Source organism: Curvibacter cyanobacteriorum (assembly GCF_028649475.1).
GTDB lineage: Bacteria > Pseudomonadota > Gammaproteobacteria > Burkholderiales > Burkholderiaceae_C > Curvibacter > Curvibacter cyanobacteriorum.
Map to the genome: position 1 here is coordinate 334539 of NZ_JAQSIP010000003.1, position 15575 is coordinate 350113.

16 protein-coding genes are annotated in these 15575 nt (G+C 67.6%); 9 read left to right on the top strand and 7 right to left on the bottom strand.

Annotated elements, in window-relative coordinates; all coding sequences use genetic code 11:
• Positions 1–147: 147 nt before the first annotated feature.
• The 3 genes from PSQ40_RS08145 to PSQ40_RS08155 all read right to left on the bottom strand — a co-directional run bounded on the left by PSQ40_RS08145 (position 148) and on the right by PSQ40_RS08155 (position 3210).
• On the bottom strand, positions 148–2022 hold the full coding sequence (locus PSQ40_RS08145; RefSeq protein WP_273950461.1) for a PhoH family protein: 1875 nt from the start codon (positions 2020–2022) through the stop codon (positions 148–150).
• 196 nt (positions 2023–2218) lie between these two features.
• Positions 2219–2704 (bottom strand): peroxiredoxin, encoded by a 486-nt coding sequence (locus tag PSQ40_RS08150; RefSeq protein WP_273950464.1) that lies wholly within the window; start codon positions 2702–2704, stop codon positions 2219–2221.
• Positions 2705–2820: 116 nt separating this feature from the next.
• Positions 2821–3210 (bottom strand): Mth938-like domain-containing protein, encoded by a 390-nt coding sequence (locus PSQ40_RS08155; RefSeq protein WP_273950465.1) that lies wholly within the window; start codon positions 3208–3210, stop codon positions 2821–2823.
• A 109-nt stretch (positions 3211–3319) separates the two neighbouring features.
• Between PSQ40_RS08155 and PSQ40_RS08160 the strand changes: the two genes are divergently transcribed.
• The 7 genes from PSQ40_RS08160 (at position 3320) to PSQ40_RS08190 (ending at position 10717) form a co-directional block, all read left to right on the top strand.
• On the top strand, positions 3320–4552 hold the full coding sequence (locus PSQ40_RS08160; protein ID WP_273950466.1) for a pyridoxal phosphate-dependent aminotransferase: 1233 nt from the start codon (positions 3320–3322) through the stop codon (positions 4550–4552).
• A 29-nt stretch (positions 4553–4581) separates the two neighbouring features.
• Positions 4582–5580: a DUF1176 domain-containing protein gene (locus tag PSQ40_RS08165; RefSeq protein ID WP_273950467.1), complete on the top strand. Its 999-nt coding sequence runs from the start codon at positions 4582–4584 to the stop codon at positions 5578–5580.
• Between the two features lie 44 nt (positions 5581–5624).
• Complete coding sequence (locus PSQ40_RS08170) at positions 5625–6947, top strand: homoserine dehydrogenase (RefSeq protein ID WP_273950470.1); 1323 nt, start codon at positions 5625–5627, stop codon at positions 6945–6947.
• Positions 6948–7055: 108 nt separating this feature from the next.
• Positions 7056–8486: a threonine synthase gene (thrC, locus tag PSQ40_RS08175; protein WP_273950472.1), complete on the top strand. Its 1431-nt coding sequence runs from the start codon at positions 7056–7058 to the stop codon at positions 8484–8486.
• Between the two features lie 163 nt (positions 8487–8649).
• The gene (gene mobB, locus PSQ40_RS08180; RefSeq protein ID WP_273950473.1) at positions 8650–9195 is read left to right on the top strand and encodes a molybdopterin-guanine dinucleotide biosynthesis protein B; all 546 of its coding nucleotides are present in this window, start codon (positions 8650–8652) and stop codon (positions 9193–9195) included.
• Positions 9192–10457, top strand: coding sequence for a molybdopterin molybdotransferase MoeA (locus PSQ40_RS08185; protein ID WP_273950474.1), 1266 nt, complete (start codon positions 9192–9194; stop codon positions 10455–10457). The genes mobB and PSQ40_RS08185 overlap by 4 nt, the downstream gene beginning before the upstream one ends.
• Positions 10454–10717, top strand: a complete 264-nt coding sequence (locus PSQ40_RS08190) for a MoaD/ThiS family protein (protein WP_273950476.1) — start codon at positions 10454–10456, stop codon at positions 10715–10717. The genes PSQ40_RS08185 and PSQ40_RS08190 overlap by 4 nt, the downstream gene beginning before the upstream one ends.
• Before the next feature lie 150 nt (positions 10718–10867).
• On the opposite strand, the gene PSQ40_RS08195 is transcribed toward PSQ40_RS08190, so the two are convergent.
• Positions 10868–11212, bottom strand: coding sequence for a hypothetical protein (locus tag PSQ40_RS08195; RefSeq protein ID WP_273951151.1), 345 nt, complete (start codon positions 11210–11212; stop codon positions 10868–10870).
• Between the two features lie 39 nt (positions 11213–11251).
• Positions 11252–11506, bottom strand: a complete 255-nt coding sequence (locus PSQ40_RS08200; protein ID WP_273950478.1) for a hypothetical protein — start codon at positions 11504–11506, stop codon at positions 11252–11254.
• A 68-nt stretch (positions 11507–11574) separates the two neighbouring features.
• Here PSQ40_RS08200 and PSQ40_RS08205 point away from each other — a divergent pair, with 68 nt between their 5' ends.
• Together PSQ40_RS08205 and PSQ40_RS08210 are read left to right on the top strand one after the other, a co-directional pair.
• On the top strand, positions 11575–11802 hold the full coding sequence (locus PSQ40_RS08205; RefSeq protein WP_273927205.1) for a hypothetical protein: 228 nt from the start codon (positions 11575–11577) through the stop codon (positions 11800–11802).
• Between the two features lie 174 nt (positions 11803–11976).
• On the top strand, positions 11977–12894 hold the full coding sequence (locus PSQ40_RS08210; protein ID WP_273950480.1) for a methylglyoxal synthase: 918 nt from the start codon (positions 11977–11979) through the stop codon (positions 12892–12894).
• A gap of 58 nt (positions 12895–12952) precedes the next feature.
• On the opposite strand, the gene PSQ40_RS08215 is transcribed toward PSQ40_RS08210, so the two are convergent.
• On the bottom strand, positions 12953–14275 hold the full coding sequence (locus PSQ40_RS08215) for a DUF4397 domain-containing protein (RefSeq protein WP_273950482.1): 1323 nt from the start codon (positions 14273–14275) through the stop codon (positions 12953–12955).
• 177 nt (positions 14276–14452) lie between these two features.
• Positions 14453–15358: a 4-hydroxy-tetrahydrodipicolinate synthase gene (gene dapA / locus PSQ40_RS08220; RefSeq protein ID WP_273950484.1), complete on the bottom strand. Its 906-nt coding sequence runs from the start codon at positions 15356–15358 to the stop codon at positions 14453–14455.
• Positions 15359–15575 lie beyond the last annotated feature (217 nt).

Sequence of the window (15575 nt, forward strand, 5' to 3'; positions counted from 1 at the left end):
CCCCCACGGCCAATGCAATTCACGGCGCAGGCGCTGGCGTGCGCCGACGCTGGGGCTGGGGCTGGGGCGGTCGCGCCCAGGCGAAAAAAAGCCCGCCAGAGGGCGGGCTTTTTCAGGGCGGGGCGCCTGGGAGGGGCCCCGAAGGGGTCAGAGCACCTCGCTGGCGAAGTCCGCCAGGCGCGAGCGTTCGCCGCGCGCCAGGGTGATGTGCCCGCTGTGGGGCCAGCCCTTGAACTTGTCGACGGCAAAGGTCAGGCCCGACGACCCTTCGGTGAGGTAGGGTGTGTCGATCTGCGCGAGGTTGCCCATGCACACGATCTTGGTGCCCGGGCCGGCGCGGGTGATCAGGGTCTTCATCTGCTTGGGCGTGAGGTTCTGTGCCTCGTCGATGATCACGTACTTGTTCATGAAAGTACGCCCACGCATGAAGTTCATGCTCTTGATCTTGATGCGGCTGCGGATCAGTTCGTTGGTGGCCGCGCGGCCCCATTCGCCGGCGTTGCCGCCATCGCCCTTGGCCAGGAACTCGAGGTTGTCGTCGAGGGCACCCATCCAGGGGCCCATTTTTTCTTCCTCGGTGCCGGGCAGGAAGCCGATGTCCTCGCCCACGCTGACGGTGGCGCGGGTCATGATGATCTCGGTGTAGCGGCGGTCGTCCAGCACCTGGGTCAGGCCGGCGGCCAGGGCCATCAGCGTCTTGCCGGTGCCGGCGGTGCCGGCCAGGGTGACGAAGTCGACTTCCGGGTCCATCAGCAGGTTCATCGCGAAGTTCTGCTCGCGGTTGCGTGTGGTCACGCCCCAGATCGAGTTCTTGGCGTGGGCGTAGTCCTTCAGGGTCTGCAGCACGGCGGTCTTGCCGCGGATCTCGGTCACCCGGGCGTACAGGCTGGGCTCACCCGGGGCCTCGAAGTACACAAACTGGTTGATCAGCAGGTTGGGCACGATCGGGCCGGCAATGCGGTAGTAGGTGTGGGCGCCGTTTTGCCAGCTCTCCACCGACTTGCCGTTCTTGGTCCAGAAGTCGGCCGGCAAGGCCAGCGCGCCCGAATACAGCAGGTCGCCGTCCTCGAGGGTTTTGTCGTTCTGGTAGTCCTCGGCGGCCAGGCCCAGCGCGCGGGCCTTGACCCGCATGTTGATGTCCTTGGACACCAGCACCACCTCGCGCGGGCTGTTGCCCGAGGCGCCTTCGGTGCTGTGCAGCTTGCGCAGCGCTTCGACCACGCCCAGGATCTGGTTGTCGGCCTTGCCCTGGGGCAGGCTGGTGGGCAGGCTGTAGTCCAGTGGCTGGGTCTGGAAGAACAGCTTGCCGCCGGCTTCGCGGTGACCGGTGGTGTCGAGCTTCAGGCCGGCTCCGATGTCGGCACCCTGGGCGCCCGCGAGGGCGTCGAGCGACCGGCTGGTCTGGCGGGCGTTGCGCGCCACTTCGGTCATGCCCTTCTTGTGACCGTCGAGCTCTTCGAGCACGATCATCGGCAAGAAGATGTCGTGTTCCTCGAAGCGGAACAGGCACATCGGGTCGTGCATCAGCACGTTGGTGTCGAGCACAAACAGCTTGGTCGGACCGCTGTGGCGCGGCTTGCGGGCGCGCGGGGTCGGCGTGGCCAGTTCGGCCGGTGCCGGGGCTTCGGTGATGGCTTCCACCGGGGCGGGGGTGGGGCTGGCGCGGCGCTTGCCGCCGCGGGCGCTGGTCGGCGCGGCCGGGGAGGGAGTGGGCGCCGGTGCGACCACAGGGGCGGCGCTGGGCGCTTCCACGCTGGCGACCGCCGGGGCGCTCAGCAGCGACGACACCTGGGTCGAGGCCTTGCGTCGGCCGCGCGCCGGGCTCGGCGCTGGCGACGGCTCGGGGTGGGTCGCGACCTCCAGCGTGGGGCTTTGTCGGGCTTGGGCGTGGCGCTCGGTGTCCGGCGCGTCGTCGGTCTTGCCGCGGGCTCGGGGGGGGCGGCTGCTGCGGCTGGCGTTGCTGTCGTAGGCGCTGCCGGGCAGGATGGTGGCTTTTTTAGACGGGGCGGGCGGCAGAGGCATGGATGAACGGACTCCTGAAGAGCACTGACAGATAAGAAGGCGCGAGCGCGGTGCTGGCCTGGGCCGCAACCCAAAAGCAAAAAAGCCGCCAGGAGGCCTGGGCGGCTTTTTGATCGGTGTGGCGGTGCGAAACCAGCGGCATATGCGACCCATTATGCATGAGTCTGATGACGCTGCCGGCTTGGCCGGCGCGGGGTCAGGCGGCCTTCTTGAGCGCCTTCAGGGCCTTGACCGACTTCAAGACTTCATCGACGTGGCCCGGCACTTTGAGGCCGCGCCATTCTTCGACCAGCACGCCATCGGGGCCGATCAGGAAGGTGCTGCGCTCGATGCCCTTGACCTTCTTGCCGTACATGATCTTGTTCTTGACCACGCCGAACATGTGGCACATTTTTTCTTCGGTGTCGGCGATCAGTTCGAACGGCAGTTCGAGCTTGAGCTTGAACTCGTCGTGCGACTTCATGTTGTCGCGCGACACGCCGAACACGGTGGCGCCGGCCTTGACAAAGTCCTTGTACTTGTCACGGAATTGCATGGCTTCCGTGGTGCAACCCGGGGTATTGTCCTTGGGGTAAAAATACAGCACCACGATCTGGCCGTGGTGGGACGTGTTCGACACCTTGATCCCACCCGTTGCGTTCGCTTCGAATTCGGGAATGGACTTGTTGACAACGATCGCCATAGAACTTCAATCTCGTGTGACAGGTGTGACCTAAGATGGTCGGGTATGGAGGCATTGCACCTCTCTCTTTGGCCCCCCCATCCGCAACTCGAGATTTTACCCTGAAAACCGCCGCATCAGGGTGATGGCGCTTGCGCGTCCTCCAGCAGCAGGGCTGCGGCCACCTTGCGACCCTCGCCCGCGAGGATGTTGTAGGTGCGGCAGGCGGCCTGGGTGTCCATGGTTTCGAGGCCGATGCGGCGTTCCATCAGGGGGCGCAACCAGGCCGCTGGCGGGAACCGGTTGCGCAGGCCGCTGCCGAACACCACCACCTCGCAGTCCAGCGCCGCCAGTTGGGCGAAATGGCCTTCGTTGAGGTCTTCAAAGCGGGTCGCGCCCCAGTCGAATTGCTCGCCCTGGCTGCTGACCACCACACTGCCGTGGTGCTTCTGGCCATCGATGGCAATCCAACCCGGGCCGTAGCCATTGATGGAGGGAACGTCGTACTTGTCGGGTTGGAGTTTCATGGTGCGTTGGGCCAGTCAGGGGGCGCTGCACTGGGTGGGCGCAGAACTGTGGTCAAATTATAGGTTTCGCTTCTGATGACTTAACACCGGAGGGGACATTCCCGACACTATGAAAACCGTCCAGAAATCTGCCAAGCTTGCCAACGTCTGCTACGACATCCGCGGTCCCATCATGGACCGAGCGCGTCAGATGGAAGACGAAGGTCAAAAGATCATCAAGCTCAACATTGGCAATCTGGCGGTGTTCGGTTTCGATTCCCCCGAGGAAATCCAGCAGGACATGGTCCGCAACCTGCCGAATTCGGCCGGGTACTCGGACAGCAAGGGCATCTTCGCGGCACGCAAGGCCGTGATGCACTACACCCAGCAGCAGGGCATCAAGAACGTCACGCTCGACGACATCTACCTGGGCAATGGCGCCAGCGAGTTGATCGTCATGGCCACCAACGCCTTGCTCGACAACGGTGACGAGCTGTTGTTGCCGTCGCCCGATTACCCGCTGTGGACTGCTGCCGTCAGCCTGTCGGGCGCCCGCCCGGTGCATTACCGCTGCGACGAAGACAACGGCTGGATGCCCAACCTCGACGACATCCGGGCCAAGATCACCCCGCGCACCAAGGGCATTGTGGTGATCAACCCCAACAACCCGACCGGCGCCCTGTACTCGGACGACCTGCTCAAGGCCATCGTGGCCATCGCCCGCGAACACGGTCTGGTGATCTTTGCCGACGAGGTCTACGACAAGGTGCTGTACGACGGCGTCAAGCACACCGCGATCGGTTCGCTCAGCGAAGACGTGCTGACCCTGACCTTCAACTCCCTGTCCAAAAGCTACCGCAGCTGCGGCTACCGGGCGGGCTGGATGGTGGTGTCGGGCGACAAGAAGCCGGCGCGTGACTACATCGAGGGCCTCAACATGCTCTCCAACATGCGCCTGTGCTCCAACGTGCCGGGCCAGTATGCGATCCAGACCGCGCTGGGCGGTTACCAAAGCATCAACGACCTGGTCTGCGAGGGCGGACGCCTGCGCCGCCAGCGCGACCTGGCCTACGAACTGATCACCGCCATCCCGGGGGTCAGCTGCGTCAAGCCGACCGCGGCGCTGTACATGTTCCCGCGCCTGGACCCGGCGGTCTACCCGATCGAGAATGACCAGCAGTTCTTCCTCGAGTTGCTCGAGGAAACCCGCGTCATGCTGGTGCAGGGCACCGGCTTCAACTGGCCGGATACCGACCACTTCCGCATCGTGTTCCTGCCCCATGAGGATGATCTGCGTGAGGCCATCGGCCGCATCGCTCGCTTCCTGGAGCAGTACCGCAAACGCGTTCAAACCGCCGCCTGAGCCCCGCGGCCCTGACCGGACAGCCGACCATGAAGCGTTACCTCCTGGCCCTCCTGTGTGCCGCCTCGGCCTGGGCCGGGGCCGCACCGCCGGTGCCCAAGCCGGTGCAGTTCTCGCATGGTCATTGGAGCGTGCTGTGCGACAACAGCCGCACCTGCCGGGCCGAGGGTTACCAGGCCGATGAAGCCGACCCGCGGCCGGTGTCGATGTTGCTGACGCGGGCCGCCGGGCCCGACACCCCCGTGCAGGTCGAATGGCAGGTCTACAGCGAACCGGCGACCAAGGGCCCGTTGCGCCTCAGCGTGGGCGCGGTCACTTTGACCGGGCAGGGCGAAGGCGTGCAGACCGTGCCCGCGGCCCAGGTGCCGGCGCTGCTGCGCGAGATGCTCAAAGCCGACGCGGCCACCGTGCGCGGCGCCCAGGCCGCGGCCGGTGCGTGGCGCCTGTCGCTGGCCGGGCTGAACGCCGTGTTGCTCAAGATGGACGACGTGCAAGGCCGGGTCGACACCCCGGGAGCCTTGGTGCGACCGGGCAAAAAGCCCGAATCGGCCGTGCCGCCAGCGCCACCGGTGCCGCAACTCAAGGCCGCCAAGCTCGCCGCGCCCCGCGCCGCTGACGCCGGCCTGCTGCGCCCGCTGCTCGCGGCGCTGCCCACCAAAGTGATGGCCGAGGAGTGCAACGACTCGGACCTCTACCGCACGCAAAGTGAAGTCGTGCGCCTCACCGATCGCCAGGTGCTGCTGGTCACGCCGTGCCCACAAGGCGCTTACAACGGCACCAGCCTGCTGTGGCTGGCCAATGACCGTCCGCCCTATCAACTGCAGTTGCAGGACGCCAATGGCGACCTCGACCCCAAGACCGGTCGGGTGGTCAACAGCATGAAGGGCCGGGGCCTGGGCGACTGCTGGTCGCAGCAGGCCTGGCAATTTGACGGCCAAGCTTTTGTCCTGGCCCGTGAGGCCAGCACCGGCGAATGCCGTGGTTTTCCAGGCGGTGCCTGGGACCTGCCGTCTTACGTGACGCGCTGACGCCGCGCGCCCCGGTTTATTTTTTGAAACTTGAAGTGAGCTCCATGAAACCCATCCAAGTCGGCCTTTTGGGCATCGGTACCGTCGGCAGCGGGACGTTCCACGTTCTGCAGCGCAACCAGGAAGAAATTCGCCGCCGGGCGGGTCGGGGCATTGAGATCACCATGGTGGCCGACCTCGACGTGGCGCGCGCGCGCTCGGTCGTGGGCGACCAGGTGCAGGTGGTCAATGACGCCCGCGCCGTGATTGCCAACCCGGACATCGACATCGTCATCGAACTGATTGGCGGCTATGGCGTGGCCAAGTCGCTGGTGCTCGAAGCCATTGCCGCGGGCAAGCATGTGGTCACCGCCAACAAGGCGCTGCTGGCCGTGCACGGCACCGAGATCTTTGCGGCCGCCTCGGCCAAGGGCGTGATGGTGGCGTTTGAGGCCGCCGTGGCCGGGGGCATCCCGATCATCAAGGCGCTGCGCGAGGGCCTGACCGCCAACGCCATCCAGTGGATCGCCGGCATCATCAACGGCACCACCAACTTCATCCTGTCCGAGATGCGTGACAAGGGCCTGGACTTTGACGTGGTGCTCAAGGAAGCCCAGCGTCTGGGGTATGCCGAAGCCGACCCCACCTTCGACATCGAAGGCGTGGACGCGGCCCACAAAGCCACGCTGATGAGCGCCATCGCGTTCGGCATCCCGGTGCAGTTCGACAAGGCCTACGTGGAAGGCATCACCAAGCTGTCGGCCGCGGACATCCGCTACGCCGAGCAACTGGGCTACCGCATCAAGCTGCTGGGCATCACCAAGCGCGCGGCCAACGGCATCGAGCTGCGCGTGCACCCGGCCCTGGTGCCGGCCAAGCGACTGATCGCCAACGTCGAAGGTGCCATGAACGCCGTCATGGTGCAAGGCGATGCCGTGGGCACCACCCTGTACTACGGCAAGGGCGCGGGCTCTGAGCCCACGGCCAGCGCGGTGATTGCCGACCTGGTCGACATCGCGCGCCTGCACACCGCCGACGCCGCCCAGCGCGTGCCCCACCTGGCCTTCCAGCCCGACGAGATGAGCGACGCCCCGGTGCTGCCGATGAGCCAAGTGGTGACCAGCTACTACCTGCGCCTGAGCGTGTCCGACGAGGCCGGCGTGCTGGCCCGGGTGACCGGCATCCTGGCCGGCGCAGGCATCAGCATCGACGCGGTGCTGCAGCGTGAAGCCGACGAAGTGGGGGGCGAGGGTTCGACCCACACCGACCTGATCATCCTGACCCACGACACCGTCGAGGGCACGATGGACCGCGCGATCGCCGAGATGCAGGCCCTGCCCACCGTGCTGGCGCCCATCACCCGCATCCGCAAAGAAGAACTGGCCTGAGGCCCCGCAGCGCAGCCGCCTGTCCCGGGCGGCCGCGGCTGCGTCAAAATGGCGCCCTGACCGTGTCCGCGGCAGGTCGCCCTTGAATTGTTGGAACAGGAACAGACCGTGAAGTACCTGAGCACCCGAGGTCATGCCGACCGCAAGCGTTTTTGTGAAATCCTGCTCGAAGGTCTGGCGCCCGATGGCGGCCTTTACCTGCCCGAGCACTACCCGCAGGTGGACGACGCCACGCTGACGCGCTGGCGCTCGGTCTACCACGAGCAGGGTTACGCCGAGCTGGCGTTTGAAGTCCTGTCGCTGTACATCGACGACATCCCGGCCGCCGACCTCAAGGCCCTGTGCCACAAGACCTACACCGCCGAGGTGTTTGGCACCGGCGAGATCGTGCCGCTGCGCCACCTCGAAGACGGCCTGTGGCTCGAAGCCCTGTCCAACGGCCCGACGCTGGCCTTCAAGGACATGGCCATGCAGCTGCTGGGCAACCTGTTCGAGTACGAATTGGCGCGCCGCGGTGAGGAGCTCAACATCCTGGGCGCCACCTCGGGCGACACCGGCAGCGCAGCCGAGTACGCGATGCGCGGAAAGCAGGGCGTGCGCGTCTTCATGACCAGCCCGCATGGCCGCATGAGCCCGTTCCAGCAAGCCCAGATGTTCAGCCTGCAGGACGAGAACATCCACAACCTGGCGGTTGAAGGGGTGTTCGACGATTGCCAGGACATCGTCAAGGCGGTCTCCAACGACCTCGAGTTCAAGCGCAAGTACAAGATCGGCACCGTCAACTCGATCAACTGGGCCCGCCTGCTGGCCCAGGTGGTGTACTACTTCGCCGGTTACATCCAGGCCACCGAGCAGAACGCGCAGAAGGTCAGCTTCACGGTGCCTTCGGGCAACTTTGGCAACGTCTGCGCGGGCCATGTGGCCCGCATGATGGGCCTGCCGATCGAGCGCCTGGTGGTGGCCACCAACGAGAACGACGTGCTCGACGAGTTCTTCCGCACCGGCGTCTACCGCGTGCGCGGCAGTGCCGACACGCACGAGACCTCCAGCCCGTCGATGGACATCTCCAAGGCCAGCAACTTCGAGCGCTTTGTCTTCGACCTGCTGGGCCGCGATGCCGCGCGTACCAAGAGCCTGTTCGGTGAGCAGCTGTCGAGTCAGGGCCGTTTTGACCTCAGCGCCGACCCCCTGTTCGCTCAGGCCGCCAGCCGCTATGGCTTTGCCAGCGGCCGCAGCACCCACGCTGACCGCCTGGCCACCATCCGCGACAACTTCACCCGCCACGGCGTGACCATCGACACCCACACGGCCGATGGGGTCAAGGTGGCCCTGGAGCAGCGGGGTCCGGCCGAGGTGCCGATGATCGTGCTGGAAACGGCTTTGCCGATCAAGTTCGCCGCCACCATCGCCGAAGCCCTGGGCCACGAGCCCGAGCGTCCGGCCCGCTTTGAAGGCATCGAGGCCCTGCCCAAGAAGGTGCAGGTGATCCCGGCCGACGTCGCGGTGGTCAAGGCCTACATCGAGGCCCATTGCCCCTGATCGCTTGCTGGCGGCCTTGCGTTCGCCGCTGAGCCGCCCCACCAAGCCAGCGCCCGCGCTGGCTTTTTGCCATCCGGGCCCCGCCGAAAGGGGTTGCGGAGGCCCCCAACCCACCGCACCACGGCACCCCGCAGCGGGTGCCGGATGCACACCGGAGACAGACATGAAGGTCGTAGGCTTTGCAGGTTATTCAGGCTCGGGCAAAACCACCTTGCTGGAGCAGGTGATCCCGGCGTTGCGCCAGCGCGGGCTGCGCGTGTCGGTGGTCAAGCACGCGCACCACCGCTTTGACATCGACCACCCGGGCAAGGACACCTGGCGCCACCGCCAGGCCGGCGCCTTCGAGGTGGTGGTGGCCAGCGAACACCGCCTGGCCCTGATGCGCGAATACGAACAGCCCTACCGCCTGACGGTGCACCAGATGCTGGCCGAACTGTACGAGGGCGTGGACTGGGTGCTGGTCGAGGGCTTCAAGGAAAGCGATCTGCTCAAGGTCGAGGTCTGGCGCGCCCCCACGGCCGACTTTGCGGGCCACCCGGCGCGCTACCCCGATGACGATTTCATCGTGGCCATCGCCACCGATGCGCCTGAGCAGCTGCCCGTGCCCACGGGCCGCCCGCTGCTCGACCTGAACCAGCCCGAGGCCGTGGCGGCCTGGTTGGTCGACAATGGCGAGAGATTTGAATACTCGTTTGAGAACCGCACATGAACGCCCCCGCTGCCCCTGCTTTCAAACCCCTGCGCCCGCTCGATGAGGTGCTCAGTGAATTGCTGGCCTACGCGCGTCCGCTGAACGACCAGCCCTGGGCCCACGAGCCAGTGTCCACCTTCGAGGCCGATGGCCGCGTGTTGGCCGAAGAGGTGCTGTCCCCCCTGCAAGTGCCGCCGCACGACAACAGTGCCATGGACGGCTACGCCGTGCGCTGTGCCGAGGTGGTCGCCGAAGGCACGGTGCTGCCGGTGTCGCAGCGCATTGCTGCGGGCGCCGTGCCCCAGCCTTTGCAGCCGGGCACGGCCGCGCGCATCTTCACTGGCGCCCCGATCCCGCCTGGGGCCGATGCGGTACTCATGCAGGAGGACTGCGAGGCCCTGAGCGACGCGGCAGGCGCGCCCCAGGTGCGCCTCAAGGTGCTGCCGCGCCCCGGCCTGGCGATCCGCCGCGCCGGTGAAGACGTGGCCCTGGGGCGAGCCGTCCTGAGTGCTGGCCAGCGCCTGCACCCGGCCTCGCTGGGGTTGGCGGCCAGCGTCGGTCGCGCCACCCTGTCGGTGGCCCGACGCCCGCGCGTGGCCCTGTTCTCGACCGGCGACGAGCTCGTCATGCCCGGTGAGGTGGCGCCCGAGCAACTGCCCGCCGGGGCGATCTACAACTCGAACCGTTTCTTTTTGCGCGCCCTGCTGCTGCGCATGGGCTGCGAAGTCAGCGACCTGGGCATCGTGCCCGACGACCTGGCCGCCACCCAGCGCACCCTGGCCGAAGCTGCCGCGGGCCACGACCTGATCCTCACCAGCGGTGGCGTCAGTGTGGGCGAGGAAGACCACGTCAAGCCCGCCGTGCAGGCGCTGGGCGAACTGCACCTGTGGCAGCTGGCCATCAAGCCGGGTAAGCCTTTTGCCTACGGCCGGGTGGCGCAAAGCCACTTTGTGGGCCTGCCGGGCAACCCGGTGTCCAGCTTCATCACTTTCTTGCTGCTGGTGCGGCCCTTTTTGCTGCGCTTGCAAGGCGTGCAGGATGTGGCCCCCAAGCCGGTGCCGCTGCCCGCACATTTCGTCTGGGCCAAGGCCGACAAGCGCCGCGAGTTCCTGCGCGTCTGGCGCAACCCGCAGGGGGGGCTGGACCTGTTTGCCAACCAGGGCTCGGGCGTGCTGACCTCGGCCGTGTGGGGCGACGGGGTGGTCGACAACGCCCCGGGCACCCGCATCGCGCACGGCGACCTGGTGCCCTTCATTTCGTTTGCGGAGCTGCTGTCATGAGCGCTGAACTTCAACTGACCCTGCGCTACTTTGCGTCGATCCGCGAAGCCTTGGGCCGGGGCACCGAGGCCTGGGTCACCCAGGCGCCCACCCTGGGTGCGCTGCGTGACGAGCTGATCGCCCGCGGCGGCCCCTATGCCGAGGCCCTGTCACGCCAGCGCCCCGTGCGCCTGGCGCTGAACCAGGACCTCAGCGACGACAGCGCGGCCCTGGTGCCGGGCGCTGAAGTGGCGTTTTTTCCGCCAGTCACGGGCGGTTGAGGGTGATTGCCGGCGATTGCCGGCGATTGCCGGCGATTGAGGGCGATTGAGGGCGATTGAGGGCGTGCGGCCCGGGGCAGCCACACCACCCCAGGCCCGCCATCGGCTTGGGGTGCGCGCCCGGGGCCGGCCTCGAGTCCGTCAGGGGCGTCAGGGGGGGGCGGCAGGGGTGTCCGGCTCGGTGGCCGGTGGCAGCGCCGGGCAGGCCCAGTTCAGCAGCTCGGCCAGGCGGCTCACCACCCAGTCGGCTTCGCCAGCGCTGACGCCCGCGTCCGGGCTGCGCAGCCCCGCGTGCAGGCTCAGCAGGATGCCCGACTCCGACGGGGCTTGGGCGTGGTAGAGCAACTGGGCATGTTCGACCAGCTGGGTGGCCAGGTCTTCGCACAGCTCGTAGCGCTGGCGCACCACCTCGCTGGGCTCGCGCAGGCGCTGGCGCGTGTCGCTGAACACCGCGATGAAGCTCGGCGGTACCCAGATCTGGTTCTCGTCTTCCATCGAAAGGCTCATGGCGGGCTCATTGCGGTTAGGTGGGGCTCAATCGGGCACGAAGCGGCTTTTGAAGCGGGCTTCGTCCTCGGGCCGCTCGAAGGTCACCATCTGCCCCATCTTCATGTCGCTCAGGCGGCAGGCCGCGAACAGGCTGTACTTGCCCCCCAGGTTGTAGCTGGGCAGATCGATCAGCGCGTAGGGGTAGGGCAGGAACAACTGGTGCTCAAACACCACCCGGTGCTCGTTGCGCGGGGAGGGGAACAGCTTGTAGCCGTCGATGGTGATGGTTTGCGTGGCCATGGTGCTGGGGGCGTTAAAGTGCTGCCGAATGCTACCCGGATTGGCGGGGTGCTGATTGAAAGGAAATCATGGCCAAAAACAACAACGAATGGACGCTCAAGGTGATGGCCTTGCTGAAGGCCGGCAACGCCCAGGCGGCCATCGGCCAGATCAAGGTGGCCCCCACCGTGGGCGACCTGCGCCGATTGCAGGCCGCCTTGCTGGCGCCCGGCGCCCCGCGCCTGAAGAATGTGGACGAGGTGGTGGCCGACCAGATCGTCGCGCTGTCGGCCCCGCGTCTGCACCGCTCGCCTTGAGCCAGCCCCTGTCGCGGTGCCTTGTGGGGGCCCACGGCCCACTCACTGGCCCCCTTGCCTCGGGGGCTCCGGCTCAGTGGGGGCGGCGCCACACCACGCGCTCCCGCTCAACCCACCGTGGTGGCGGCGGCCCCAGCCACCCACCCCCGATCGTTACCCATTGCCTGAACCCCGATGACCGAGTCCCTGCCTGCCCGCCCTGACGGGCCCTCCGCGCCCCGTCGCTTTGGCCTGATTGCCCACCGCCTGCACCGCCAGCACGCCGACAGCGCGCTGACCCAGTGGTCGCGCGCCTGCGAGCCCCTGGTGCGCGCGCTGAGGCTGGAACTGTTCGTGGTCGGTGGCGCATTTGACGCCCTGCTGCGCGACGAGCAACTGCTGGACCACCCGGGCCTGCACCGCCTGCCCAATGGTCGCGAAGGCGGGCTGATGCGGGTGGTGTCGCGCGTGGCCGGCGGCTTGTTGCCTGGGGATGCCCTGGATGGCGTGGTGTTCCTGATGGACCCGGTGGACCCGTCGTCCACCTTTCCGGAAGCGCAGGCCCTGAAGCGCCAGTGCGTGACGCATGGCAAGCCCTTTGTGCCGACCCTCGCCGGTGCGCTGGAGTGGGTGGCGGTGGAGGCCCTCCAGGCGGGGCTGCCCGCCGAGTCGGTCGCGCCGCTGGCCCCCTTGCTGGCGCTCGAAGAACAGACCGTGGCCCTGATTGCCCACGATGCGCGCAAGCGCGACATGGTGGCCTTTGCCGACGCCCACTTTGACCTGCTGTCGCGTTATGAGGCCCGGGTGGCCACCGGCACCACGGGCGGCCTGCTCAATGAGCTGGCCTGGTCGCGCGGCTGGCCGGCCGGTCAGCCTTGGGTGACGCGCTACCAAAGTGGCCCCCTGGGCGGCGATGCCCAGATTGCCGAGCTGGTGCTCGATGGCGCCTGCGAGAAGGTGGTGTTCTTTGAAGACCCGCATGTGGCGCGCCAACACGAGGCCGACATCCAGCTGATGGAGCGCGCGGTCTGGAGCGCAGGCCACCGCTGCAGCTGCCTCAATTCACCGGCCATGGCCAGCCAGTGGGCGCAGGCCCTGCAGCGCCTGGCTTGATTCGCCCGCGCAGCGGCCAGGCGGCGGCCGTCCCGGCGCCCGGCTCACCGGTCGCGGGTCACTGGTCCTGCAGCAGGGTGAACTTGCTGACCGCCGTGGTGCCAAACGCGAAGGCCGAGTAAACCGCCTGGGCGGCGCTGGTGTAGCTGGCCTGGGTCTGGCTGCTGCCGCCGCTGGCGCTGACCACGAAGTCGTACTCGCCCGCCGTGAAGCTGGTGTAGCTGGAGGCGCTGCGCGCGGCGGTGTAGTCGCTGAGCAGCGAGCCCCCGTTGTAGGTCAGCTGGGCGCTGCCCGCGGCCGAGGCCAGGTTGACCAGGCGGATCTTGGACTTGCTGCTGCTGGTGGCGGGGAAGTTGTCGTCCGTGAAGCTCACGATGGCCAGGCTGCCGGCGCTGTCCAGCACCAGCGCGCAGGTGATGTCGTAGCCTGCGGTCAGGGTGATGGAGCTGCTCACCGAGCTGCCCCCGCTGGTGAAGGCCACTGTGCGCGTGCCGGCGGTCAGCTGCCCATACGACGACACCCCGTAGCCGCCAATCGACGAACTGGTGGCGGTGCTGCCGTCCACCGTCGGCGTGGCGGCATTGCTGGCCGAGGCCGCGTTGACAAAGCGCACCCGGGTCAGCGGGGTCGCCAAGCTGGTGGCGCTGTTCTTTTGCGGCAGGCGCACGATGTCGGCCAGCTTGGCGCTGTGGGTGGGCGCCAGCACCAGGGTGTCGATGCCCTGGTCGGCCAGCGTGATGCTGGCCACGTAGGCCCGCAGGTCGGTCTTGTCGCCGTAGCCGGTCACCCACAGGCTGTAGGTGCCTTTGGTGATGCTGCGGAAGGCGCTGGTGCTGTTCTCCGTCACGTTGCCGATGGCGGCGGTTTCGCTGTTCAGGGCGGTGGTGCTTGTGCTGGTCACATAGACGTCCACCGCGTCGCCGATCTGCAGGCCGTTGATCAGGCGCAGCTTGGCGTAGCCGCTGGACGGCGAGCTCTCGTTTTCGGTGTAGACCGTGGTGGTCAGTGAGCTTTGCGTGCCCAGTGCCACCACCGTGGTGCAGGTGTCTTTGCTCAGGGTCAGCGAGGACTCCACGCTGTTGACGGCGCTGCCCGTGCTGCGCACGCCCAGGGTGTAGGTGTCGGGGTCGGCACCGTAGTAGCTGCTGGCGGCGGCGGCGGTCACGGCGCTGGCCAGGGCGTCGGTGTCCAGGTAGGCGCTGAGCTGCGTCACGCCTTGGGTGGCGTTGACCAGGCGGATCTTGGCGCTGCCATCGCTGGCCCCGCAGGCGGCAAGCCATGGGCTGGCCCCCAGGCTGGTCAGGGCCAGCAGGCAGTGGCGGCGGCTCAAGGGGGCGGTGTCGGGGGTGGTCTGGGGGGCCAGGCGGGCAGGGCGTGTCATGCGGAGGTTTCTGAAGAGGGGGGGCACAGGGCCCGCGTCAGGGGGCGACGCGGGCAGTGGGCTGATCTTCAAGGCCCCCCGTCACCAGCGAATGTCCTCCTGGTGAGGTTTTGTGAACCCCGGGCCGACACGGTGTCGACGGGGTGAAGCTGTGTGAAGTGGCGGGGCCCGGTGGCTTCAGGTCAGCGCGCGGTCCTGCGCCAGCAAGCGCGCCTGCAGCGCGGCCGAGGCCGGGGTCATGGGCTCGCGCAGGTGGGGCAGCAGCCGGCCCTGGCCGGCCAGCAAGGCCTTGATGGGGGCGGGGTTGGGCTCCTCAAACAGCAGCTCGATCATGGGCTGCAGCGGCTGCCAGGCCTGCCGTGCCTGGGCCAGCTCGCCGGCCGCCAGCAGGGCCAGCACCTGCGCCAGGCGGGCCGGTTGCCAGTGGGCGCTGGCCGCAATCGCCCCGTGCCCGCCCAGCGCCACCGTGCTGAAGATCTGGCGGTCCTCACCGGCCAGCACCTGCCACTGGCCATCGCGGATCAGGGCCTCGGTCTTGGCGGGATCGCCCCCGCAGTCCTTGATGGCTTGGATCTGCGGGTGCTGGGCCAAGGCGCGCAAGGTGGCGAGGCTCAGCGTGGACCCGGTTCGGTACGGGATGTCGTAGACGATCACCGGCGCGTGCGCCTGGTCCGCGATGCGTTCAAACCAACGTTGCAGGCCTGCCTGCGAGGGGCGGATGTAATGTGGCGCCGGCACCAGCCAGCCGCTCAAAGGGTAGGCCGCCAGCGCGGCGACGCGGGCCAGGGTGTGTTCCAGGTGGTAGCCCGACAGCCCCATGACCACGGGCAGGGTGGTGTGGGCCAGCACGGTGTCCAGCACCGCTTGCTGCTCGGTCGCCGAGAGTGCCGCGGCCTCCCCGGTGGAGCCACACACCACCAGCCCGTTCAGGCCCTGCGGCGCCTGGCTGTAGTGCCGGGTCAGGGCGGCCAGCCGGGGGTGATCGACGGCGCCGTCCGTGTCGAAGGGCGTGACCAGGGGCAACCACAGGCCTCGAAAGGGGCGGTGGGCGGGGCGGGGAGGAGGGGTGACGGACAGCGACATGCGTGTTTCCTTGCCAAGGGCAAAACGACCGGGATGGAGCCGGCCTCGGGACACGCGATGGGGGTTTGACTGGGACCCACAGCAGGGCGCTGTGGCAGGGCGGCTCCATCACTCATCCGAGGACGGAACCGCAGCTCCGGTCAGATGAGCTGGGGTTTTTTGCATTTGTTCACGCCACAGGCCGGCCCGTGCGCAATGCGCAGCGGTGCAGGGCTGG